The sequence below is a fragment of the Lentibacillus halodurans genome (assembly GCF_900112045.1).
GTDB lineage: Bacteria > Bacillota > Bacilli > Bacillales > Amphibacillaceae > Lentibacillus > Lentibacillus halodurans.
Window position 1 is genome coordinate 219963 of record NZ_FOJW01000003.1, and the last position, 21647, is coordinate 241609.

A 21647-nucleotide genomic window follows, 5' to 3' on the forward strand; every position below is an offset into this window, starting at 1 on the left:
ATAAAATGAAACGGCATTTACTGTTGTTTGGATGTATAGCAGTATTATTGCTGCTTGCTGCATGTACCTCAGCAGAGACAGAAGAATTAATGGATTACCACAATGGTTATGTTGATCATGTGAACAGTAAAATAACGGAAATCAACACTCTTAGTGAAAAATCACTAAGTTCAGCGTCTTTTGAGGAAGCACTTGATATTCAAACCAATGAATTACTGCCACTTGTGAACGAAATTAAGGATTATATGGATTCACAGGAGCCTGAGTCAAATGTTGTAAAAGAATATCATTCATTAAGATCTGATCAAGTTGACACCTGGTATGAAGCGTTTCAAATGAAATATGATGTCCTGGAAAAGATGGTGAATGAATCGATTAGTGAAGAGGAAGCCGATGAAATTATTATGGATGCTGATAATAATTTCATGGAAGCAGGAGAAAAGGCACAAAAAGCAGATAAGAAAATAGAAGATCTGGCTGATGAACATAATCTAGAGCTTGAGGAAGAAAGTTGATCAATGTAAGGGGTGATACGAATGTCCAAAACTGAGAAGCGTTGGAAAAGATTTTATCTGATCTTAATGGTTTTTATATATGCTATTTATGTGCCGGTAACGGCTTTTGAGTGGCTGTCAGGGACTGGAGGATTTCCATTGACAGCTATTGTTGTAGGGGTGGGGCTTCCTTTAGCCCGAATAAATCACATACGTGCTATACGGGAGAAAGAAGAAAAAGACGCTGTTTAAGTCTGGTTTGCAATTTAATTAAGAACCGGGCAATCTGGCCGAATAACTGGATATGACACGATTGCAGCTTGTAGAAAAAGCTAATATAAAATCATTGTTAATAACTTGGATAAATTGTTTTCAAAGCGTTATTGGAAGATATCGAAATACTTAACTAATTACGGATTAACTGGAAAATGCCCATGATACTGCTTGTCGTTATAACAGCAGGCAATGTTGTGGTAAATGGCTATCTATCATCTGCTTATAATCTGGCATTCTTTCAAAACGGTTATTCAAGTATGATAGGATTGATTATAGTTGGAGGACTTTGGGTCATTATTGCTATTATAAATATAATTGTTACGCTTACAAGCCGTGGTAAAAACCTGCCGAAATCTCTCCATAATCCAAAGGCGATATGGATCTATTCCGGTGTACTGGCTGGTGTGATGCTGATTTTTTTCATGTGGTTTATGTCGCTCGGACAAAAAATGGCTTATACTGTAACCTTGAATAATGCGGTGAGTGCAATGGCGGATACTCCAGGGAATGAGGATGTTTCGTTAGTCCTAGTCCGTTCGGAGAGAGATTGTCTGAGAAGAAGAGGTTGTGATGAACAGTATCATAACGTGTTCTATGTAAGAAATAATTTGAATCAGCCGAAAGAGATGCAGATCAAAATCCACGCAGCTAATAATGATCAGGAAGAAATAAAGGTTATAGATTCTAAGATTATGAAACTTGATCCCGGTGAATTAAAGATGGTTAAGACAGAAGAGACAAGTGACCATATTTGGAGTCAATATTCCTTTACGACCGAGGAGCCGGTCTTATATTATCACTATAATTTTCGACATAGGAACCCGACGTCATAACAAGGAAGATACCATCCAGCATCTTCCCTATCTTTTCACAGTACTTCCTTCAAAAATTTCCGGATTTCATCAGCTTCCATTTGTGATTCATGAAAGGTATGTTCAATATCCCCTTTTTTTGATAAGTCATCTTTTCCCAGAACGGCAAAGCGGTTTTTTTGTAAATTGATGACGGTATACTTGCCGGGATTTTCCTCGTTCTTCATAAACGCGAAATCATACCGTTTCAGACTGCTCATAAAACTGATATATCTAATTTCTCGTGTTACCGTTTCGTCTTTCAAGAATTCAAAATGATTACTCATTATCATTCACCCCGATTGTAAAATAGATATTTCCCATACTATATCATGTTTTGCTTCTTTGTTCATTTTTTCATGTGGTATGATAAATATAGCATGCGTTTGGAGGGGTTCGTCATGTACTTTGTCGAGCGGAAGAAGATAGAAGAAACATTAACCTATATGGAAAAGCTGCTGAATGAAATCGGAAGACATTCATTTCATACATTTGCGGATAAGTTATATCTCGAACGCACTGTACATATGGTGATCGAGTCCATGCTGGATGTCGGGAATATGATGATTGACGGTTTTATTATGCGTGATCCGGGCAGTTTTGACGACATCATCGATATACTGATTGATGAAAAGGTTCTTCTCAGACATGAGGAGGAGGATTATAAAGCGGTTATCGGGCTGAGAAGAATGGTGGTCAAAGATTATTTGCAGATTGACCATGACACATTAGCTGAAACGATGCGAACCCGTAAACGTACATTGGATCAATTCAGTTCACGTATCAGAACCTACCTTGACAGTGAGCTGGGTGTTGCCAATGCCTTTACCAATGAATAAACATAGAGAGACAATCAGCAAAAATGAATGCGTTAAGAAGGTGTCAGAGCATATGAAAAACTACCATGCGTATTTAATCGATTTGGACGGAACGATATATCGGGGAGATGAGCCCATTGAGTTTGCCGGTGAATTTGTCGATAGATTGGCTTCAAAAGGCATTCCGTACTTATTTTTAACGAATAATTCGTCCAAAACCCAAGCACAAGTTTCTGATAAATTAGAGAAGATGAATATCCGCTCTGCTCCTGAACATGTTTTTACTTCAAGTATGGCAACGGCCAAGCACATTAAACAGCTAAAAAGGCATGCACGTTGTTATGTGATTGGTGAAGAAGGTTTGTATGACGCCATGGAAAGAGAAGGTCATATTGTCGCTGATACGGATTGTGATGTTGTTGTATTGGGGATTGATAGGGAAATCAATTATGAAAAATTATCAAAAGCCTGTCGGGAAGTCCGCAATGGCGCCACCTTCATTTCCACAAACGGTGATGTCGCACTGCCGACCGAACGCGGCCTGGAGCCTGGTAATGGCGCTCTCACTTCAGTGGTGACAGTCAGCACCGGGAAGCAGCCGCTGTTTATCGGTAAGCCCGAATCCATTATCATGGAACAGGCGTTAGAACAACTTGGAGCTTACAGGCAGGAGACATTGATGGTTGGTGATAACTACCAAACGGATATTCTTGCGGGGATAAACAGCGGTATCGATACGCTGATGGTGTTTACCGGTGTGACCACCTACAGTGATTACCAAACTCTCCGACAGAAACCTTCCTATCATGTACAACATTTAAGTGATTGGATGCCATATATTTAAAAAACTGCCCCGTCATGGAGCAGTTTTTCCCTACTGAAATCGGTTATTTCAACGCTTTAAAAATCCGATCATTGTCACATGGTTTTTGAAATGATGCGCGGACAACCCAGTAGCCCTAGTCATCCACCAGCTCGTCATCCGCTGTGGCGTGGGCGAGACGGCTTGAGGCAGCTGCGGCAATAGCACCGACAATATCATCAAGAAATGTGTGGCATTCCCCTGTCGATTTATCATTCAAATGTTCAAGGATCCCTGGTTTTTGTTTATCAATATAGCCATAATTGGTAAACCCGATCGACCCATACACATTGACAATCGAAAACGCCACAATTTCATCGATTCCATACAAACTTTCATCGATTTCGATTGTCTTTTGCAGCGGTTGATCAAGCTTGTTTTGTTCGGCAAGTTTATCCAATTGGATACCGGTTAAAATGGCATTTTGTACTTCACGTTTTTTCAATACTTGATTCACATTATGCTGGCAGGTATCCATATTCAAATCATCATGGTATTTAGACTGTAGGTAATATACAAGATCTGCAATATCTTGAACAGTAACACCGCGTTCTGACAGCCATTCCCGTGCCTTAACTTCTAATTCGGTTTTATTCGTATTATTAGTCATGCTATCACCTTTTTCTAAAAAATTGTTAAGATGGTACACTTCCAAACATATAGTAAAGTAGAAGGATGAAAGGAGTGACCGTGTTGAGAGATTTTCTGGCAGCGTATTATGGCATTCAAGCTCAGAAAAAAACAGTATGGTACGGCGCGGAAGGCTTTATGGATTCGAATTATGTTTATTTTACCATTTCTGCCAAACAGAAGGAAATCATACATATGGAACAAGCAGCACTGGCATATTATTTATATGAAAATCATTGCCCGCAAATAGCGATACCAGTGCCGAACAGCCAGGGTGAATGGTATACGAAATACAACGATCATTATTACATGGTACTGCGGGCAGACCATACAATACCTGCAAACAATAGCCGGCATGGAGAGCAGCTGGCAGCATTTCATCTGACCGGGGCGGCTTATCAATACGAACCACAGACCATTTCAAGCTATGGTCAATGGAAAACGCTATGGATCGATAAGATCACCGCATTCGAGAAAAAGATCGAAACAGAGGCAGATGATCATCCGAATGCTTATTACAGGCTACTGATGGATTCCTTGCCGTATGTAATTGGCATAAGTGAAAATGCCATTCAGTATATGCAGGAAACTGAGTCTGAGCCACGATTTCATGAGGCTGATCAGGGCACCATCGTTTTCAGGAGATACAATGGACAATTTAAACATCGCGCCTTATGGGTGACCGATCTTGCTTATGATCACCCTTCACGCGATTTGGCGGAATATATCCGAATTAAATTACTGGAAAAGAAAGACCCTATGACGCAGATACAGAAATTTTTGGCTGATTATCAGCGTGTGCGGCCTTTATCCATTTTCAGCTGGCGTTTATTATATGCACGATTGTTATATCCGATTCATTTATTTGATATGATCGAACGCGGATTTTCGGCTGATCAATCTGAAACGGTTTATGCAGATCTTTCAGCTCTATTGGAATGGCAGCCTGTCTATGAAAAAAGATTGGGATCATTTTTTGAAAATGCAGGAATTGATTGTAAAGATTTGCAGATACCTGTGTTACACTGGCTGTAAGTGAAACTTCATTAAGCGGTCGCTGTTTACCGCTAATAAGTGGAACAAAGGCTAAATGCCAACATCGTGTTGCTGCAACGCCTTTGTGACTGTATCGTGCAGGCCCGAACAAATCGGGCATTTACGATGCAAAGGACGTGCCAGTGAAGGCGTTGTCATAGGGGGACGTGACGAACTTAGCCTGCCTGGCAGTTAATCCTGCTTGCAGTATGTGTACAAACCGCAAGATAAAAACTGCTAGTTATATGCGGGACAAACCAATTGACAATGACACTGGAGTGATGAACGTGAAACCTGTTATTTATGTAACCAGAAAAATTCCGGATCACGTATTAAAGCCATATGAGGATTCATTCGACGTTCGTATGTGGGATCAGGAAGAAGAACCTGTGCCACGGGATGTTCTGTTACGTGAAGTTAAGTCGGCTGATGGTATATTATGCTTGCTAACAGAAAAGGTTGACAAGGAACTTCTTGACGCTGCCAAGCATTTGAAAGTGGTGGCAAATATGGCGGTCGGCTACGACAATATCGATGTGGAAGCTGCTCGTGAACATGGTGTGGTTGTGACGAATACCCCTGACGTCCTGACAGAAACCACGGCTGATTTGGCATTTGCCTTATTGGTGGCTGCTGCACGACGGATCGTGGAAGCTACCGATTATATTCGCAAAGGAAAATGGGAGCATTGGTCACCTTATTTGCTGGCTGGATCTGATATTTATGGCAAAAAAATCGGTATTGTCGGCATGGGCAGAATTGGCGAAGCAGTGGCCAGACGCGCGAAAGGTTTCGGCATGTCCATTCTGTATCATAACCGTTCAAGAAAGGAAAGTGCAGAACGGGAATTGGGTGCTGCTTATAGAGGTTTCACCGGTCTTCTTCAGGAAGCAGATTTTGTTGTATCACTCGTGCCTTTAACGGATGAGACAAAGAAAATGTTTGATCAGGACGCCTTCCGGAACATGAAACCATCCGCTGTTTTTGTCAATGTATCCCGTGGTGGAGCGGTGGACGAACAGGCATTGTATGATGCATTGGTAAACGAGGAAATCCGAACAGCCGGACTAGACGTGTTTGATCAGGAACCGATTGCACCAGACCACCCGCTTATGAAGCTGGATAGTGTTATCTGTCTCCCGCATATTGGTTCAGCTAGTGTGGATACCCGGACAAGAATGCTTGAACTTTGTCTGGATAACCTGAAAGCAGTATTGCATGGAGAGCAGCCCATCACCCCGGTTAGATAAAAAAGGCAGACATCGGTTTGTCTGCCTTTGATATATGTCATGTCTCATTTAAAATACTTGTTCAATTTCTGTGACGCCTGGAACTTCAGATCTAAGCGCACGTTCGATTCCGGCTTTTAATGTAATCGTGGAACTTGGACAGTTACCGCAAGCACCCATAAGACGAATAAGTACAATACCATCATCATCTACATCAACCAGCTCTACATCGCCACCATCACGCAGTAAAAATGGACGCAGTTTGGTTAATACTTCTTGTACCTGTTCTTGCATTATCCATCTTCTCCTTTCTTTGTATCATTATAGATGAATTTCTGAAAAAATCTATCCATTATTTTAAACCCATTAGTTAGTTTTATTTTATCTTTAATCATGCTTTTTGTAAAATAAAATTAACGAAAAGGTGAAGGGGGGAGCGGAAATGGATAACGATATCCTGATTACGGTTTATGGGACAGAGCAGATTTGTGCAAGCTGTGTCGGTGCACCAGGTTCATGGGACACCTATGAGTGGCTGCAGGCTGCAATCGGCAGAAAATATATTGATGATAACATTTCGTATGCGTATATCGATATTGAACAGCCTCCAAATGATGAAAAACATCAGCAACTGGCAGTGCGTATTCTGCAAGATGAGTTCTTTTATCCGCTTGTACTGGTTAATGACGAAATTGTTGCAGAAGGCATTCCAAGATTAAAAACGGTTTATCGGGAACTGGACAAAAATGGAGCAGTCGTTAAATCATAGAAAGAATGAGGTTTTGAGATGAAAGTACCATTTACCAAAATGCACGGACTCGGAAATAATTATATTTATATTGATTTGTTTCAAGTTGAGTTGAAGGAAGAAGGAATACCGGATTTGGCACGAAAGGTTTCGGATATTCACACCGGCATCGGATCGGACGGATTGATTCTGATTCATCCGAGTGAAGTGGCGGATGTTGGGATGCGAATTTTTAACAAAGATGGGTCTGAAGCCAAAAGTTGCGGAAATGGGCTGCGCTGTGTTGCGAAATATGCTTTTGAACATGATATCGTTAACCAGAATCGATTCAAGATTGAGACACGTGCCAACATAGTTGAGGCAAAAGTATTGGCGGATTCCGGTGCAGTACGGGAGATAACGGTCAATATGGGAGAGCCGGTATTGAAACGTTCGCTGATTCCAATGACAGGGAATGACACTCCTGAAGTAGTTGCCGAACGGTTTGATGCAGCCGATTCAGTATTGGAATTAACTGCGGTATCAATGGGAAATCCACACGCGGTGTTTTTTGTGGAAGACATTGATAAAGCCCCATTATACGAGCTCGGACCGGTAATTGAATCAGACGCCCGTTTTCCTGACGGTGTAAACGTGGAGTTTATTGAGGTGGTATCGCCAAAAGAGTTAAACTTCCGGGTCTGGGAACGTGGTTCAGGTGTAACCCAGGCATGTGGCACCGGGGCGTGTGCTGCAGTTGTTGCCGCTGTTTTGAACGGAAAGGTTGCGCGGGGAAACGCGTTTACAGTACATCTTGCAGGTGGTGACCTGAGGATTGAATGGTCAAAAGACGGCAATGTCTGGATGACGGGTGGAGCAGAAGTGATTGCAGCCGGGGAATTTTACTATGATCAAGTTAGAACCGGCTGATGATTTTAAACGTTACGTGTAAATGTTTCAAGGTGTCATCATTGAATCGCTTTTTGATAGTTTGTATACTTGGTAGTAACAATTGAATTGACTCATCTTAAAATAAGAGGAGGACGTAAAATATGGTTATTTCAATCACAGAAGGAGCGGCAGATCAGGTTAAGGAAATGATGAAGGAAGAAGAAGCAGGTGCCCGTCTGCGTTTTGGTATAAAGGGAGGCGGCTGCAGCGGACTGTCGTATTCATTAGGATTTGAATACAATGTTAATGAAGAGTTGGATATGGTTGAAGATATAAATGGCATTCCGGTCGTGATTCATAAACAGGACATACCCATTATCGAAGGAACGACAATTGACTTCAAACAAAACATGATGGGCGGCGGATTTTCAATTGATAATCCGAACGCCATTGTATCATGCGGCTGTGGGTCGTCATTTAGAGCAAAACAACGTGAAGGTATACCGGAGAAATGCTAATAAAAAATCCAGAGCGTCTGCGTAAGGCGCCCTGGTTTTTTGTTTTGGCTGTTTTTCTAAAAAGATCATTTAGCAGAGGGAAATCTGCGAGAATCCTGCGGAAAAACGAGCCAATCGAGCCCCTGTGGCGAGTGCGAGCGAGGAGAGAGCGAGCATATTTCCCTCTGTGTTCTTCAGGCACAAACAACAATCTTTACTAAATAAGCTTTGTTACTTAAAACATCGCAGTCGAGTGTTTTGGCTGGATACGTGCTTTAGGATCAATGTATTGTTTAGCATTGTTAATCGCTGTCGGGCCTTCCCCGAATCCGGTAGCGATCAGATTCACTTTTCCGGGATAAGTCGTGATATCACCGGCTGCATATATTCCAGGGATGTTGGTTTCCATTCGAGAATTGACGATAATACTATTTTTTTCGATGTTGAGTCCCCAGTCTTTGATGGATCCAAGAGATGATACAAACCCATAATTACAGAGTACTGAATCGACCTCGACGTCAAATGTAGTATCCCCTTTAACCTCACTTAACGTCACTTTTTCGATCGCATCGGCGCCGCTGATCACAGTTGGGATATAAGGTGTTGCAATCTCAATACTGGAGTTCATTAATTGTTCCACACTATGCTCGTGTGCCCTGAATTTATCGCGTCGGTGAACCAGTGTGACTTTGCTGGCGATTGGTTCGAGCATTAGTGCCCAATCTACTGCAGAATCACCACCACCGAGCAGCATGACGTTCTGTCCTTGGTAGGCGCTGATATCTTTGACATGATAATGTAAATTGACTCCTTCGAATTGGTCACAGCCGTCAACGTTCAGACGGCGCGGCTGAAATGCGCCGTTGCCTGCCGTAATAATAATCGTCCTGGTATAGTGTTCGTCACCTTTATTGGACGTTAATTTGAATGTATCGTCGTCAAGGCGTTCCACTTTTTCAACGGATTGTTCCAGCACAATCGTCGGGTCGAACATCTTTGCCTGTTCCTCAAGGTTATCTACTAAATCCTGAGCACGAACTTTCGGGAATCCGGCAACATCATAAATATATTTCTCTGGATACAAGGCTGTCAATTGCCCGCCAGTATGTGGTAAACTTTCCATTATTTTCACACTTGCCTGGCGCATTCCACCATAAAATGCAGTGAATAAGCCAGTGGGACCAGCTCCAATAATGGTCACATCGTAAACTTTATCTGTCATGGATGTCCCCCCATTTATATTTTTAATACACCACGCCTATCGTATCATAAACAGACAAGATATGTGTATTGATGCATCCTGAAAGTGAATAGGACTGCAGATGATTAAAATTAAGAAAAATCAAAGTTGTCGTGAATTAACAGTTTGTCTTGAAACATGTTGGAAAAACACATATGATATGCAATGGATTACAGCAGTGTTACAAAAATGTGAACAACGTTTTTCATTTTATAGATCATTATTAGATAGAACCTTTTATAGATGGAAGTGATGAAAGCATGGGGAAGCCGCATATTGTTATTTTAGGTGCCGGGTATGGAGGCATCATGACAGCAGTAAAGCTGGAAAAGATGTTATCCGGTCAAGAAGCAACATTAACGCTTGTAAATAAATATGATTATCATTACCAAACAACTTGGCTGCATGAAAACGCAGCCGGTACACTGCACCACGATCGATCACGAATCCCTATTAAGGATATTATGAACATGCAGAAAACTGAATTCGTATTGGATACGGTTGTTTCGATAAAGCCTGAAGAAAAAAAGGTTAAATTGGAAAATGGCGAATTACTTTACGATATCCTTGTCATTGGTTTAGGATTTGAAGCAACAACATTTGGAACACCTGGTATAGAGGAACATGCATTTACCATCAGAAATATCAATAGCGCCCGTCTGATTAAGGAACATGTGGAATATAATTTTGCGATGTATCATCACGAGGATGAAAAAAATCCGGGCAGACTCAATATCGTGGTTGGCGGCGGTGGATTGACAGGAATTCAATTTTTAGGTGAGCTGGTAAATCGAATTCCGGAACTTTGTGAAGAATATGATATTCATAAAACAATGGTACGCATTATTAATATCGAGCGTTCACCTACCGTGTTGTCCGATTTTGATAAGCAGCTTGTAGAATACGCCATGAATTCACTCGAATCACGCGGTGTTGAATTTATCACTGATGCGACGTTAAAAGAATGCGCTTCTGATCATGTCATATATGAAAAAGATGGAAAAAGAGTGGAAATCCCAACATATACAACGATTTGGGCAGCAGGTGTACATGCTAATTCAATTGTTGAGAAATCCGGTTTCGAGCATCACCAGGGTAGTATAAAAGTGTCTCATGATATGCGTGCACCGGATTATGATGATGTGTTTGCAATCGGTGATTGCGCAATGATTATAAATAGGGATACCGGCGAAGCTTATTCGCCGACTGCACAAATTGCGATTCAAGCGTCTGATACTGTCGCGAATAATATTAGAGCGCTTATTCAAGAAGAAAGTGAGGAACTTGAAACATTTGAGCCGAAACTGCTTGGAACAGTCGTATCCCTTGGGCATACGGATGCAATAGGTGATATTTTAAATAATCGTAAAATATTCGGCTGGAAGGCTGCTCTCATGAAAAAAGTGATTGATAACCGCTATTTGCTGAAATTGGGTGGGTTCAACCTGCTAATTCGAAAAAGCAAGTTTAATATTTTTAATTGACATGCATTAATGGGGAAGAGGCTGTATACTTGTCTTTGCTTTTTCTTATTTTTGTTATAAAATAAGGGCTGGATGTAGAGGTGAAGGGAGATACAGCGTTGATCCAATTTATTGTTTCTATTTTATTGTTTTTTGTTATATTTTTTGGTCTGGCATTTATATTAAACATGCTATTACGTCGTACATGGCTGCTGGCGGTTATTTATCCGTTCATTGTTTTAATCATTGTTGATGACATTTCCACTGTGGAATATTTTACATCGCCGGGGGAATCATTTGCGCAAGCTTTCTCCAGATTAACCAACATAACTGCTGCGGATATAACGATTCTTCTGGCGGGTTTTATCGGGACAATTGTTTCCGGTTTTGTAATCAGATTGTTACGCAGAAGCGGGTACCAAATGTTTTAATGATCGACTGCCGACTGCCGCAGAACGAAGCCGGGACAAAAGTATATTAGCCAAAGATACATCCGAACGATGATTCCACTATGATGGGAACAGTTCGGATTTATCTTTTGAGGGATGTTTGAAAATTTATTGCGAATGATCGATAAACGGAGAAGTCACTTGGTCTTAGATTTGCTTTTTTCCATGCTTTTGTTGGTGAATGCATGATTGTCGCTGCGGAAAAATACGCCCTTTCCGGGGCACAGCCTCAGCTAACTTTGGTAAGAAAACCACTTGGCAAAGTGGATCTTCCTCGCGCTATTCCCCCAGGCGTGTTGCACTTTTCCGCAGCTTAGAATCGTGTTCTCATAAGGTGACAGCAAGTTCAATCAATATCGTTCTATAAAGTTCTTTTCTTCCAACCATCAGCACCCAACATGAGCGAAAGCAGCATACGGAGACTCCTATGGGAACAGCACGAGCCGAAGACCCCGCACGGAAGAGGTCTTTGCTTTCCGAGAAGGCTGAGGCCGTGCCCATGGAAAGCGCAGTATGCTGCTGGAGCGAATGATCGCACGCCACTAACATCAGAATGGAAGGAAGGCTGCACCAAGACAAATTGTCACGCGTTCGCAGTCTTTATCAACGATGAATAAGGATGTAACTGTTTGAAAAAGTCAAATGCTGCATTTCCTGCCCTGTCTGTAATCTTCGTCTTTAGCGTGGAAAGTTTTCATTGTGTCCAGCCTCTTTTTTACTGGTTTTTATGATAGCTGTTTGACCTCTTTGTTCAAGGATGTGTGGTTTAATATTCAGAAATATATTTAAAATTGAAACGTATATAAATATATTATTTGGTAACACTGTCCAAGTAGGCAGTCATCAGATTGACGGTTGCAGGAACTTCTATTGCAGACCGTTTTTTCAAAATTAGCATGCTGCCGGAAAGGTGTTATCATTGAATACGATTATTGTGTTGAAAAGGACTGTGATGACGCTCTTGTTTTTGGGAGCTTTCTTTGTAACGTTATCGTCCATTTCAAATGTTACGATTACAGATGTGCAGGCCTGGGCAATTGAAGGTGAAAAACAGGCTTCTTCAGCCTCAACAACCCACGGTAAAGCCGAGCAAAGAGAAGTAGCTTTAAAGGATAAGAAATTGAATACAATCAACCAGCAGAAACGATATATTTCCAGTGATCATATTGAAGGACCGAAAACACTGGAGGAATATGTGAATACGGATCAATATCCCAGTGCTACCGTTGTGGCAACAGGATATACGGCCGGTGAGGAGTCAACTGGTAAAACATCTGATCATCCACATTATGGTATAACGTATTCTGGTGTAAAAGTGAAACGAGACTTATATTCTACCATTGCGGCGGATTTGGACATTTATCCGATTGGGACGATTATGTTTATCCCCGGTTATGGATATGGTGTTGTTGCGGATAAAGGCAGTGCCATTAATGGGGACAAAATCGATTTATACTATGAAACGGTGGAAGATGTCTATTCAGAATGGGGCAAAAAAGAAGTCGAAGTTTACATTATTGAAAAAGGTGACGGTAATCTGACCGAAGAAGTGTTAAACAATCTGAATGAGAATGAAGCTATGCAAGTTTTCCGGAATCAAATCATCAAAAGTTAAAAGATCAAAAGCGGGAACGCCCATCATATCCTAAAATCAAAGAGGCTGGAACAAAAGTATATTAGCCAAAGATAAATCCGAACGGTGATTCCACTATGATGGGAACGGTTCGGACTTATCTTTTGAGGGATGTTTGAACATTTGTTGCGCATGATCCATTAACGGAGAAGTAACTTGGTTTCTTGCTTCCATGCTTTTGTTGGTGAGTGTATGATGGTCGCTGCGAAAAAATACGCCCTTTCCAGGGGCACGACCGCAGCTAACGTTGCCAAGAAAACCACTTGGCAAAGTGGATCTTCGGCTTGCGCTGTTCCCCCAGGTGTCGCATTTTTCCGCAGCTTAGAATCGTGTTCTCATCAGGTGACAGCAAGGTTAATGAATATCGTTCTATAAGTTCTTTTCTTCCAACAATCAGCACCCCAACATGAGCTCCGGCAGCATACGGAGACGCCTATGGGAACAGCACGAGTCGAAGACCCCGCAGGAAAGAAGTCTTTGCTTTCCAAGGTGCCAATGGAAAGCGCAGTATGCTGCCGGAGCGAATGATCGCTCGCAACTAACATGAGAATGGAAGGAAGGCTGCACCAAGACAAACTGTCAAGCGTTCGCAGTCGTTATCAACAATGAATAAAGATGTGACTGTTGAAAAAGTAAAATGCTGCCCTTCCTGCCCCTGTAATCGTTCGTCTTTAGCGTGGAAAATTTTAATTGTGTCTCAGCTCTTCTGCATGAATAAAAACAATGTGTGTTAAAGTCGATCTTACGGGAAGAACTGTTTAAGGAAGAAAGCAATAGCTACCCCGGACAATCCGCCAAAAAACACTTCGATGGGCTGATGTCCGAGAAGCTCTTTCAGTTCTTTTCGTTTTTGATATACTTCTTTTTGATTCCAGTCTTTCGCGCCTTCTACGAAGATTTGAAAGTCCTTCACTAATTGATTGATCACAATCGCCTGTTCACCCGCCTGCCTGCGCACACCGGAAGCGTCAAACATGATAATCACACTAAAAATGGCTGATATGGCAAACATCGTCGAATCAACGCCTTCCATAATACCGACCCCAGTCGTCAGTGCAGAAACCGCGGCCGAGTGACTGCTTGGCATTCCACCTGTAGAGAAAGCTAATCCCGGTTTAAATTCCCTTGTTGCAATCAGCCGGATTGGAATTTTGATCAATTGAGCAAAGACAATGGCGAATAATGCTGCCCAAAACGGGAAGTTTGCAAAAAAGTCCATGAATGAGGAACATCCTCTCTGTTGCTGTTGCAGTATACAGTGTTACCATTATATAAAATGGTAACAACATAATCGGTTCAAATGTGTAATGTCATTTTAGCATAACCGGTATACATTTTAATAAGGAAAGGATATTCCGTTCAGATATCTTTTTGTTTTTTCCATGATCTTCAATGTTCAGGAAGCTTTTGCCGTTGACATCCATCTTGACGGGACACGTTTTGCAAGGCTCACCATAAATACAGCAGCCAAACAGGCTAACCCTGTATCTTTAATCAGAAAAGGAATCATACTAGACCATGCAAGGGCATAGGAAATCTGGAGTTCAAGCCAGGTATTCATGGCTAAATACATGTAAGTTACCCCGATACCATAGTTACAAATCAGGCCGACAACGGCTGCTAGTGTATACATTGGTAATGATGGCTTTTTAATTCGTTCGGCAATCAGCCCTGCAAAAAAAGCCACGAATATAAAGGAAATAATGAATCCGCCGGTCGGGGATATGAGTTGCATTGCGCCTGCCTTCATTTGTGAAAAGACCGGAACGCCTGCAACACCAACCAAAATATATGTAATCATAGCGAAACTTCCCAGTCTTTTGCCAAGCATCAACCCCGCGATGGTGGCGAAAAACGTCTGCAAGGATAGCGGGACAGTCGCACCTCCGATTGGTACTGCAAGCATCGGAAACCAGACCGCAATGTTAGCACCGATGGCCATCAGACATACGAACACTGCACCAAATGTTAAATCGATTGTACGAAATTTCGTCATAAGTTACCTCCTTTTATATAAGATAATAGATTGAACTTATTCAATTGTCAACCTATTTTTAATTCGGTTTACAATTATGGTAAAAAAACAGCCTCTTACTAGAAAGACTATTCAGGCTGTATTATTTTATTCCACCTTAACTGGCAGTAGGAACCCCGTTTGAGCAATTAAGTCAAGCCATAGGTGGTAAGTTGGGATCAACTGTCGGGCCGGCTATGTTCGTCACGTCCTGTGCGACGTAGATGTCCGATTCTGTTCAACTAATCATTCAGTGAAAAACCATCTCGCTGAATGAAGTTCACTTTATTGCTGTGTCCAGTGCGACTTCCATCATGTCATGAAATGTTGTCTGGCGTTCTTCAGCTGTTGTCTCTTCACCAGTCAGGATGTGATCGGATACTGTCAGAACCGTGAGTGCCTGACGGTTAAATTTAGCAGCAAGTGTGTAGAGTGCTGTCGTCTCCATTTCAATTGCCAGTACCTTATAACGTGCCAACAGCTCATTTATTTGTTTTGCATTGTCACGGTAAAATGTATCACTTGTGAAGACATTGCCGACAAGCAGATTCAATCCTTGTTCTTTTCCGGTATCGTATGCATTTTTGAGTAGCTCAAAATCGGCCAGGGGAGCATAGTCAATTCCGTCGAAAATCATGCGGTTCATTTGGGAATCGGTTGTAGCCCCCTGTGCCAGAATAACATCACGGACTTTAACATCATTTTGAATAGCCCCACACGTACCGACACGGATTAATTTTTGTACGTCATATTCCTGAATTAATTCATTGACATAAATTGAGATGGATGGAACACCCATGCCGGTTCCCTGGACAGACACTCGTTCACCTTTATAGGTACCGGTGAAACCATACATACCACGTACTTGATTGTATTGTGTAACATCTTCCAAAAAAGTTTCTGCGATAAACTTTGCTCTCAGCGGGTCACCAGGCAATAAAATTTTGTCAGCGATGTCCTCTTTTTTCGCACCAATATGTACACTCATACGATTCGCCTCCTGCATACAAATTCATATAAAATAACGTTATCATATTGGTTTTCCTAAAACAAATTTCACGAAATTAACACAGAATTCGTTGCATTTTTATTTCAAAAATCATGATTATTGTATATAATATTGTTGTATAGTATTTCTTGATGAACGGAATACATACGATAGGAATTTATTTTTGGAAGGATGAAAAGGAATGCAGGAAAAAACATTTACAATTACAGCGGATACTGGGGTCCATGCACGTCCGGCGACATTATTGGTAAATAAAGCAGGACAGTTCGAATCAGAAATTGAAATTTCATATAATGGTAAGGACGTTAACCTTAAATCAATCATGGGTGTTATGTCTTTGGGGATTCCTAAAGGTGCGGAAGTTAAAATCACCGCAACAGGCGGCGATGAGGCTGAAGCAATTCAAGGTGTTACCGAAGTTATGAATGAACACTTGGGTGAATAATGACCGCATCGGAAAAAGATCCTGCATGCGTGATTTTTGCCTGAATGGAAATGGTGGAGCTGCCGATGGGTGCCCGCCAGCTCCACTTTTTTTTAGTACCAAACCTGAAACCCGGCGTCCGGTATCTGAGTTGTGAGGAACCGAAGTTTTAGCCGGGTTTTTCTATTTATAATAGCTTTTCGTATAAGTATGCTGTTCCAGTTCTTCAATTTGCTTCAGTGACTGCTGATTGAAGGCCGTATCTTTTTGGGATAGCTGCTGTTTAATCGCAGCAACTGCTTCCTGCAGTGATGTTTGATAATCGGGAAGTTCACCGTCAAAACGTTTGACAGCGGATTTAACGACGTTCATTTTTTCGTAGCGGGCGAGTGCTTTTCGTACTTGGAAGAAGACTCCCTCCGTTTCACCGGGATTATGCAGGTCACCTTGCATAGGGTGTTTTACAACGGCATGAACTTTTACCAAATAGCGTTCACCGCGATCCTCCATTACTTCGCCAATGTATTTTCCTGAATTATATTTTACTTGAACAATGTCTCCAATGGAAACTGCCATTTCACGTAACCTCCTTTAATACCATTGTGCCAAATTTTGTGCGGATTCGGCAATTGTCAGGTTTCTGTTTTGGCATGTATTTGATGGATGCTATAATCAAGACAAAGGACGTGATTGAATATATGGGTATGGAATTTCTTTACTTTCCGGAAGATAAGACAGAATATCTACCCGCTGTCATCATACTGATTGTCTTTATGATTGGTGCCGGCATAGTCATGTATTATTTTATAAAAAATTCCAGAAAAGAAGCGGAAAAAGTGAATAAGCAATATCAGCAAAATATAAATGAAAATCAGGATTGAAAACAGGCTTATTTTAGCAATGGGCCTGTTTAATTTTTGCCTAAATGCAGATACTGAAACTAAAGCATCTGCAAAGGAGCAACATTCATGAGGAAGATATTATTGGTCTTTTTATTTATGTTATTAACTGCTTGTCAGGCAAATGACGAAACTTCTCGAACCGTTGAAATGTATAATTCATCTGGTGATATGATTGGCACTGTGATGCTGACTGAAGGGGATGACGGTGTTGATTTTAAAGTGAAGCTTGAGGGGCTGGAGCCTGGTTATCACGGTATGCATGTGCATGAATATCCAAAATGTGACGGACCGGACTTCACGACTGCCGGGAATCATTTTAACCCGGATGGTAATGAGCATGGGCTAATGCACCCGGAAGGTTCACATCTTGGTGATTTGCCGAATATTGAAGCAGATCCGGACGGGCTTGTTGATGCTGAATTAATGCTTCCGGAAGCCACGCTGATGGACGGAAAAAAATCCCTGCTTAGTGGTGAAGGTACATCACTCATCATCCATGAAGGAAAAGATGACGGGGTCAGTCAGCCTGGCGGAGATTCAGGTACCAGGATAGCATGCGGGATTATAGCCAAAGAGGAAAAGAAATCGGCAGAAACCCCGACAGATCCAACTGACTTTAATGAAGATCAATCAGAGAAATGACTATGCGCAGAAGACCATGGTTATCTTCAGTGATTTTCAGAAGAAACGGTTATGAGCAGAGACAGGAAAAATCCGCAGAATAGCAAAAGTATCTGCAGAAAAATGGTTATATCACCCCGAAATAAAAATAGCAACGAAGGGTGATCCAGCCGAAATAGGATCCCCCTTCGTTTGGTTACTGGTTATTGACTGCCTCTATTATCCGTCTCATACCTTCTTCAAGTGTTTCCCGTGGACAGGCGATGTTCATACGCATAAACAATTCGCCTTCTTCGCCATAGTCCACTCCGGCATTAAGACCAACTTTGGCTGTTTCATTCATGAATTTTTTCAGCGTTTGATTGTCCAATTGCAATTGACTGCAGTCGATCCACAGCAAATATGTACCTTCTGACCGGGTTACCAGCATATCCGTTTTTTCTTCAAACATGCTGGTTACATATTGTTTATGATTCTGAAGCACGTCCCTGAGCTTATCAAGCCATTCTTCGCCATAGCGATAAGCAGCTTCCATTGCGGCGTTGCCCATTGTGTTGATCATGTGGTGACCTTGCTTTCCCAGTTGTTTATTCAAGGTCTCCCTTTTTTCTTTATCGGACGTAATGATATAGGATGCTTGCAACCCGGCCAGATTGAATGTCTTTGACGGGGACATACATGTGATGGTCCGAGCGGCAATTTCATCTGACAGAGAAGCAATTGGAATATGGGTTTCGCCCGGATAAATCAGGTCTGCATGAATTTCATCTGACAGGATCAGCACGTCATACTTTAGACACAGTCTCGCCATCTCCTGCAGCTCTTCTTTTTTCCACACACGTCCAACCGGATTATGCGGTGAACACAGGATAAAAGCCTTTACCCCTTGTTTCAATTTCTTCTCAAAGTCTGCAAAATCAATGTGGTAATAATGATTTTGCTGCTGAAGCGGATTTTTAATAACTTTTCGATCGTGTGATTCAATCACACCGTAAAATGGTGTGTAAACAGGTGTTTGAATCAGGATGCTATCACCGGGTTCGGTAAAAGCCTGAACTGCCATATGCAGACTGGCAACGACACCGGGGCTGAAAGATAGCCATTCCGACTGGATATCCCAATTATGACGTTTGGAAACCCAGTTTATAATGGGATTTTTCACATCGTCATCAATGATGGTGTACCCGTAAATACCATGTTTTGCACGTTCAATCAGTGCGTCATTGACAGCCTGTGGTGCCTGAAAATCCATATCAGCGACCCACATTGGGACGACATCGTCTGCCTGAAAGACAGCTTTTCGCATATCCCATTTTACCGAGCGTGTATTTTTCCGATTATGTACTTTATCAAAAATCCCCATTGTCAACCTCCTACCAATAAAAGCTTCTTTCCTATTATATCGGAATGCTGTGCATAGGTTCAATTTTTTGAACACCTACCTGAACGCAAAAAAAAGCAAAGCGTCTGTAACGCCTTGCTTACAGGGGGAATACGAGAAAGTCTTACAGTTATAGTATTACCCCGTATTTAAAAATATAAACATGGCTTGACAAAAAAATTGATGTTTTTTATAACATCAGAAAGTATAGGCTATGATTGAACTTCGGCATCCGCTGGAAGACGAGAATGAGACTCGAGTGTTCCAAGCTGTTATGGTTATTATGCCATTTGTCATGATACATATTCGTTTAAGTTAGTCGTTTCTCCAGTTTTTCTTTTTCATCTTCAAACCCGGGCTTGCCTAAAAGGGCAAACATATTCTTCTTATAGGCTTCTACTCCCGGCTGGTCAAATGGGTTGACGCCCAATAGGTAGCCGCTCACAGCACATGCCGTCTCGAAAAAGTAAACAAGGTAGCCGAATGTATAGGCATCAAGTGCTGGTACTTCAATAACGAGGTTAGGCACGCCACCGTCAGTATGTGCCAGCAGGGTTCCCTGATATGCCTTGTCGTTGATTTCATGCAGTGTTTTACCTGCCAGGTAATTGAGGCCGTCAGCGTTTTCTCCGTCTTCTTCCAATGTTATATCTTCTTTTGGCTGATTTACACGCAGGACAGTTTCGAACAGATCACGGCGCCCGTCCTGGATATATTGTCCCATTGAATGCAGATCGGTTGTAAAGTTTGCCGATGCAGGGAAAATGCCTTTCTGATCTTTGCCTTCACTTTCACCGAAAAGCTGTTTCCACCATTCACTAAAATATTGCAAGTGCGGTTCATAGTTGATCAGCATTTCAATCGTTTTGCCCTTGTTATATAAAATATGACGGACAGCTGCATATTGATAGGCCAGGTTTTTGGCAAGTTCAGGCTCGGAAAGATCATCCATGGCGGCTTTAGCCCCTTGCATCATGTCATCAGCGGCGACGCCACTTACTGTTATGGGCAAAAGTCCAACTGCAGTCAGAACAGAATAGCGCCCGCCGATATCATCAGGGATCACAAAGGTCTTGTATCCTTCTATATCTGCACTGGTTTTTAGTGCGCCTTTTTCTTTGTCCGTTGTCGCATAAATTCGCTTTCTGGCTTCTTTTTTTCCATACTTATCTTCAAGGAACTTCCGAAAAATACGGAAAGCAATGGCCGGTTCGGTTGTTGTGCCACTTTTGGAAATAACGTTAATCGATACATCTTTGTTTTCAAGCATATCGAATAACTCACTGATATACGCGGAACTCATATGATGTCCGACAAATATAACCTGTGGTGCATTCCGCTTTTTTTCGGGCAGGAGGTTCTGGAATGAATGATTCAGCATTTCAATGGCCGCACGGGCTCCCAAGTATGAACCGCCAATGCCAATGACGAGCAGCACGTCTGAATCGCTTCTGATTTTTTCTGCCGAAGCCTTAATCCGGGAAAATTCTTCCTGATCATAGTTGTCTGGCAAATCCATCCAGCCTAAGAAGTCATTTCCCTGACCGGTTTTTTCGTGGAGTCTGATGTGTGCAGACCGTACGTATTCTGATAGATAATCGAGTTCACGCTCATTAAAGAAATCCAATGCTTTGTTATAGGAAAATTGAATATGTGTCACTGTATGCAGCCTCCTTCGTTGTCCACTCCATTTTACCTTACCTGAAGTGAAACCGTTAAATCAAGAATGATCCCTAAAAAAAGGAAGCTTTATCACGTTTTCTTAACGAGAAAAGCCTCCTCTGTCAACATGTCTATTTTCGAAATGTTCCTTGGCGATCTTCGGATTGTTTGATCCATTCATCAAGTTTATCTTTTAATGTATTAAAGCCGGCATTTTCATTATCTTGCTGTTCTGGCATACGATTTTTACGATTATTCGATCTGTTTTTAGGCGGTTCCTGAGTTGCTCGAATGGATAAGGAAACTTTATTGTTTTCCGTATCAACATTTAAAATCTTTACTTTAACGTCATCCCCGACTGCTAAATGATCATTGATATCTTTAACATAACCATATGTTACTTCAGAAATATGAACCAACCCTTGTGTTTCATCATCCAAAGCAACAAATGCACCGTACGGCTGAATGCCTGTTACCTTTCCTTCTAAAATTTGACCAGTTTCAAATTTGTCCGTCATGCTGAACACCCCTATAATTTA

The 21647-nt window shown here is 41.7% G+C and carries 27 protein-coding genes; 16 read left to right on the forward strand and 11 right to left on the reverse strand.

Going from position 1 to position 21647, the window contains the following annotated elements; all coding sequences use genetic code 11:
* Positions 1 to 5 precede the first annotated feature (5 nt).
* The 3 genes from BM195_RS05445 (at position 6) to BM195_RS05455 (ending at position 1603) form a co-directional block, all read left to right on the forward strand.
* Positions 6 to 515 (forward strand): hypothetical protein, encoded by a 510-nt coding sequence (locus tag BM195_RS05445; protein WP_139223974.1) that lies wholly within the window; start codon positions 6 to 8, stop codon positions 513 to 515.
* A 21-nt stretch (positions 516 to 536) separates the two neighbouring features.
* Positions 537 to 746 carry a hypothetical protein gene (locus BM195_RS05450; RefSeq protein ID WP_090234766.1) on the forward strand — a complete coding sequence of 70 codons (210 nt, stop codon included), beginning with the start codon at positions 537 to 539 and terminating at the stop codon, positions 744 to 746.
* 182 nt (positions 747 to 928) lie between these two features.
* On the forward strand, positions 929 to 1603 hold the full coding sequence (locus BM195_RS05455) for a hypothetical protein (protein WP_090234770.1): 675 nt from the start codon (positions 929 to 931) through the stop codon (positions 1601 to 1603).
* A gap of 35 nt (positions 1604 to 1638) precedes the next feature.
* Here the strand turns inward: BM195_RS05455 and BM195_RS05460 are convergent, their stop codons facing one another.
* The gene (locus BM195_RS05460; RefSeq protein ID WP_090234774.1) at positions 1639 to 1908 is read right to left on the reverse strand and encodes an SAV0927 family protein; all 270 of its coding nucleotides are present in this window, start codon (positions 1906 to 1908) and stop codon (positions 1639 to 1641) included.
* 114 nt (positions 1909 to 2022) lie between these two features.
* Between BM195_RS05460 and BM195_RS05465 the strand changes: the two genes are divergently transcribed.
* Both BM195_RS05465 and BM195_RS05470 read left to right on the forward strand, forming a co-directional pair.
* Positions 2023 to 2460, forward strand: coding sequence for a DUF86 domain-containing protein (locus BM195_RS05465; RefSeq protein ID WP_090234777.1), 438 nt, complete (start codon positions 2023 to 2025; stop codon positions 2458 to 2460).
* Between the two features lie 52 nt (positions 2461 to 2512).
* Positions 2513 to 3283 (forward strand): TIGR01457 family HAD-type hydrolase, encoded by a 771-nt coding sequence (locus BM195_RS05470; RefSeq protein WP_090234781.1) that lies wholly within the window; start codon positions 2513 to 2515, stop codon positions 3281 to 3283.
* 115 nt (positions 3284 to 3398) lie between these two features.
* On the opposite strand, the gene BM195_RS05475 is transcribed toward BM195_RS05470, so the two are convergent.
* Positions 3399 to 3911, reverse strand: coding sequence for a phosphatidylglycerophosphatase A family protein (locus BM195_RS05475; RefSeq protein WP_090234787.1), 513 nt, complete (start codon positions 3909 to 3911; stop codon positions 3399 to 3401).
* A gap of 80 nt (positions 3912 to 3991) precedes the next feature.
* On the opposite strand from BM195_RS05475, the gene BM195_RS05480 reads away from it, so the two are divergent.
* Both BM195_RS05480 and BM195_RS05485 read left to right on the forward strand, forming a co-directional pair.
* On the forward strand, positions 3992 to 4966 hold the full coding sequence (locus BM195_RS05480) for a protein kinase family protein (RefSeq protein ID WP_244535674.1): 975 nt from the start codon (positions 3992 to 3994) through the stop codon (positions 4964 to 4966).
* Between the two features lie 281 nt (positions 4967 to 5247).
* Positions 5248 to 6216: a 2-hydroxyacid dehydrogenase gene (locus BM195_RS05485; protein ID WP_090234793.1), complete on the forward strand. Its 969-nt coding sequence runs from the start codon at positions 5248 to 5250 to the stop codon at positions 6214 to 6216.
* Positions 6217 to 6264: 48 nt separating this feature from the next.
* Here BM195_RS05485 and BM195_RS05490 read toward each other — a convergent pair whose 3' ends face one another.
* Positions 6265 to 6489, reverse strand: coding sequence for a NifU family protein (locus BM195_RS05490; RefSeq protein WP_090234795.1), 225 nt, complete (start codon positions 6487 to 6489; stop codon positions 6265 to 6267).
* A gap of 148 nt (positions 6490 to 6637) precedes the next feature.
* Here BM195_RS05490 and BM195_RS05495 point away from each other — a divergent pair, with 148 nt between their 5' ends.
* The 3 genes from BM195_RS05495 to BM195_RS05505 all read left to right on the forward strand — a co-directional run bounded on the left by BM195_RS05495 (position 6638) and on the right by BM195_RS05505 (position 8331).
* Positions 6638 to 6964: a YuzD family protein gene (locus BM195_RS05495; protein ID WP_090234799.1), complete on the forward strand. Its 327-nt coding sequence runs from the start codon at positions 6638 to 6640 to the stop codon at positions 6962 to 6964.
* 18 nt (positions 6965 to 6982) lie between these two features.
* A complete protein-coding gene (gene dapF / locus BM195_RS05500; protein WP_090234804.1) occupies positions 6983 to 7852 on the forward strand; it encodes a diaminopimelate epimerase in 870 nt (289 codons plus the stop codon).
* A 122-nt stretch (positions 7853 to 7974) separates the two neighbouring features.
* The gene (locus BM195_RS05505) at positions 7975 to 8331 is read left to right on the forward strand and encodes a HesB/IscA family protein (protein WP_090234810.1); all 357 of its coding nucleotides are present in this window, start codon (positions 7975 to 7977) and stop codon (positions 8329 to 8331) included.
* A 214-nt stretch (positions 8332 to 8545) separates the two neighbouring features.
* On the opposite strand, the gene BM195_RS05510 is transcribed toward BM195_RS05505, so the two are convergent.
* The gene (locus BM195_RS05510; RefSeq protein ID WP_090234814.1) at positions 8546 to 9532 is read right to left on the reverse strand and encodes an NAD(P)/FAD-dependent oxidoreductase; all 987 of its coding nucleotides are present in this window, start codon (positions 9530 to 9532) and stop codon (positions 8546 to 8548) included.
* A 278-nt stretch (positions 9533 to 9810) separates the two neighbouring features.
* Here BM195_RS05510 and BM195_RS05515 point away from each other — a divergent pair, with 278 nt between their 5' ends.
* From BM195_RS05515 to BM195_RS05525, 3 genes are all read left to right on the forward strand, one after another.
* Positions 9811 to 11034: an NAD(P)/FAD-dependent oxidoreductase gene (locus BM195_RS05515; protein WP_090234817.1), complete on the forward strand. Its 1224-nt coding sequence runs from the start codon at positions 9811 to 9813 to the stop codon at positions 11032 to 11034.
* Positions 11035 to 11132: 98 nt separating this feature from the next.
* The gene (locus BM195_RS05520; protein ID WP_090234821.1) at positions 11133 to 11444 is read left to right on the forward strand and encodes a YuiB family protein; all 312 of its coding nucleotides are present in this window, start codon (positions 11133 to 11135) and stop codon (positions 11442 to 11444) included.
* A gap of 970 nt (positions 11445 to 12414) precedes the next feature.
* The gene (locus tag BM195_RS05525) at positions 12415 to 13077 is read left to right on the forward strand and encodes a 3D domain-containing protein (protein ID WP_090234990.1); all 663 of its coding nucleotides are present in this window, start codon (positions 12415 to 12417) and stop codon (positions 13075 to 13077) included.
* Positions 13078 to 13837: 760 nt separating this feature from the next.
* Here BM195_RS05525 and BM195_RS05530 read toward each other — a convergent pair.
* The 3 genes from BM195_RS05530 to deoD all read right to left on the reverse strand — a co-directional run bounded on the left by BM195_RS05530 (position 13838) and on the right by deoD (position 16097).
* Positions 13838 to 14314: a divergent PAP2 family protein gene (locus BM195_RS05530; protein ID WP_090234825.1), complete on the reverse strand. Its 477-nt coding sequence runs from the start codon at positions 14312 to 14314 to the stop codon at positions 13838 to 13840.
* A 177-nt stretch (positions 14315 to 14491) separates the two neighbouring features.
* Positions 14492 to 15091 (reverse strand): biotin transporter BioY, encoded by a 600-nt coding sequence (locus tag BM195_RS05535; protein WP_090234829.1) that lies wholly within the window; start codon positions 15089 to 15091, stop codon positions 14492 to 14494.
* A gap of 298 nt (positions 15092 to 15389) precedes the next feature.
* Entirely contained in the window at positions 15390 to 16097 is a 708-nt protein-coding gene (gene deoD / locus BM195_RS05540; protein WP_090234833.1) for a purine-nucleoside phosphorylase, read from the reverse strand.
* A gap of 202 nt (positions 16098 to 16299) precedes the next feature.
* Between deoD and BM195_RS05545 the strand changes: the two genes are divergently transcribed.
* Positions 16300 to 16563, forward strand: coding sequence for a phosphocarrier protein HPr (locus tag BM195_RS05545; RefSeq protein ID WP_090234836.1), 264 nt, complete (start codon positions 16300 to 16302; stop codon positions 16561 to 16563).
* Between the two features lie 162 nt (positions 16564 to 16725).
* On the opposite strand, the gene kapB is transcribed toward BM195_RS05545, so the two are convergent.
* On the reverse strand, positions 16726 to 17118 hold the full coding sequence (gene kapB, locus BM195_RS05550; RefSeq protein ID WP_090234841.1) for a kinase-associated lipoprotein KapB: 393 nt from the start codon (positions 17116 to 17118) through the stop codon (positions 16726 to 16728).
* Positions 17119 to 17201: 83 nt separating this feature from the next.
* Here kapB and BM195_RS05555 point away from each other — a divergent pair, with 83 nt between their 5' ends.
* Together BM195_RS05555 and BM195_RS05560 are read left to right on the forward strand one after the other, a co-directional pair.
* Positions 17202 to 17423: a hypothetical protein gene (locus tag BM195_RS05555; RefSeq protein ID WP_139223975.1), complete on the forward strand. Its 222-nt coding sequence runs from the start codon at positions 17202 to 17204 to the stop codon at positions 17421 to 17423.
* A gap of 87 nt (positions 17424 to 17510) precedes the next feature.
* Positions 17511 to 18086, forward strand: a complete 576-nt coding sequence (locus BM195_RS05560) for a superoxide dismutase family protein (RefSeq protein WP_090234849.1) — start codon at positions 17511 to 17513, stop codon at positions 18084 to 18086.
* A 175-nt stretch (positions 18087 to 18261) separates the two neighbouring features.
* On the opposite strand, the gene BM195_RS05565 is transcribed toward BM195_RS05560, so the two are convergent.
* From BM195_RS05565 to yugI, 3 genes are all read right to left on the reverse strand, one after another.
* Positions 18262 to 19428, reverse strand: coding sequence for a MalY/PatB family protein (locus BM195_RS05565; protein ID WP_090234852.1), 1167 nt, complete (start codon positions 19426 to 19428; stop codon positions 18262 to 18264).
* 328 nt (positions 19429 to 19756) lie between these two features.
* Entirely contained in the window at positions 19757 to 21106 is a 1350-nt protein-coding gene (locus BM195_RS05570; RefSeq protein WP_090234855.1) for a glucose-6-phosphate isomerase, read from the reverse strand.
* A gap of 133 nt (positions 21107 to 21239) precedes the next feature.
* A complete protein-coding gene (gene yugI, locus BM195_RS05575) occupies positions 21240 to 21626 on the reverse strand; it encodes a S1 domain-containing post-transcriptional regulator GSP13 (RefSeq protein ID WP_090234858.1) in 387 nt (128 codons plus the stop codon).
* Positions 21627 to 21647: the final 21 nt, after the last annotated feature.

What these genes read in the sequence shown, in the direction of transcription:
- BM195_RS05445 (WP_139223974.1), top strand. Translation starts at nt 6, where the DNA reads ATGAAACGGCATTTACTGTTGTTTGGATGTATAGCAGTATTATTGCTG.
- BM195_RS05450 (WP_090234766.1), top strand. Translation starts at nt 537, where the DNA reads ATGTCCAAAACTGAGAAGCGTTGGAAAAGATTTTATCTGATCTTAATG.
- BM195_RS05455 (WP_090234770.1), top strand. Translation starts at nt 929, where the DNA reads ATGATACTGCTTGTCGTTATAACAGCAGGCAATGTTGTGGTAAATGGC.
- BM195_RS05460 (WP_090234774.1), bottom strand. Translation starts at nt 1,908, where the DNA reads ATGAGTAATCATTTTGAATTCTTGAAAGACGAAACGGTAACACGAGAA.
- BM195_RS05465 (WP_090234777.1), top strand. Translation starts at nt 2,023, where the DNA reads ATGTACTTTGTCGAGCGGAAGAAGATAGAAGAAACATTAACCTATATG.
- BM195_RS05470 (WP_090234781.1), top strand. Translation starts at nt 2,513, where the DNA reads ATGAAAAACTACCATGCGTATTTAATCGATTTGGACGGAACGATATAT.
- BM195_RS05475 (WP_090234787.1), bottom strand. Translation starts at nt 3,911, where the DNA reads ATGACTAATAATACGAATAAAACCGAATTAGAAGTTAAGGCACGGGAA.
- BM195_RS05485 (WP_090234793.1), top strand. Translation starts at nt 5,248, where the DNA reads ATGAACGTGAAACCTGTTATTTATGTAACCAGAAAAATTCCGGATCAC.
- BM195_RS05490 (WP_090234795.1), bottom strand. Translation starts at nt 6,489, where the DNA reads ATGCAAGAACAGGTACAAGAAGTATTAACCAAACTGCGTCCATTTTTA.
- BM195_RS05495 (WP_090234799.1), top strand. Translation starts at nt 6,638, where the DNA reads ATGGATAACGATATCCTGATTACGGTTTATGGGACAGAGCAGATTTGT.
- dapF (WP_090234804.1), top strand. Translation starts at nt 6,983, where the DNA reads ATGAAAGTACCATTTACCAAAATGCACGGACTCGGAAATAATTATATT.
- BM195_RS05505 (WP_090234810.1), top strand. Translation starts at nt 7,975, where the DNA reads ATGGTTATTTCAATCACAGAAGGAGCGGCAGATCAGGTTAAGGAAATG.
- BM195_RS05510 (WP_090234814.1), bottom strand. Translation starts at nt 9,532, where the DNA reads ATGACAGATAAAGTTTACGATGTGACCATTATTGGAGCTGGTCCCACT.
- BM195_RS05515 (WP_090234817.1), top strand. Translation starts at nt 9,811, where the DNA reads ATGGGGAAGCCGCATATTGTTATTTTAGGTGCCGGGTATGGAGGCATC.
- BM195_RS05525 (WP_090234990.1), top strand. Translation starts at nt 12,415, where the DNA reads ATGACGCTCTTGTTTTTGGGAGCTTTCTTTGTAACGTTATCGTCCATT.
- BM195_RS05530 (WP_090234825.1), bottom strand. Translation starts at nt 14,314, where the DNA reads ATGGACTTTTTTGCAAACTTCCCGTTTTGGGCAGCATTATTCGCCATT.
- BM195_RS05535 (WP_090234829.1), bottom strand. Translation starts at nt 15,091, where the DNA reads ATGACGAAATTTCGTACAATCGATTTAACATTTGGTGCAGTGTTCGTA.
- deoD (WP_090234833.1), bottom strand. Translation starts at nt 16,097, where the DNA reads ATGAGTGTACATATTGGTGCGAAAAAAGAGGACATCGCTGACAAAATT.
- BM195_RS05545 (WP_090234836.1), top strand. Translation starts at nt 16,300, where the DNA reads ATGCAGGAAAAAACATTTACAATTACAGCGGATACTGGGGTCCATGCA.
- kapB (WP_090234841.1), bottom strand. Translation starts at nt 17,118, where the DNA reads ATGGCAGTTTCCATTGGAGACATTGTTCAAGTAAAATATAATTCAGGA.
- BM195_RS05555 (WP_139223975.1), top strand. Translation starts at nt 17,202, where the DNA reads ATGGATGCTATAATCAAGACAAAGGACGTGATTGAATATATGGGTATG.
- BM195_RS05560 (WP_090234849.1), top strand. Translation starts at nt 17,511, where the DNA reads ATGAGGAAGATATTATTGGTCTTTTTATTTATGTTATTAACTGCTTGT.
- BM195_RS05565 (WP_090234852.1), bottom strand. Translation starts at nt 19,428, where the DNA reads ATGGGGATTTTTGATAAAGTACATAATCGGAAAAATACACGCTCGGTA.
- yugI (WP_090234858.1), bottom strand. Translation starts at nt 21,626, where the DNA reads ATGACGGACAAATTTGAAACTGGTCAAATTTTAGAAGGAAAGGTAACA.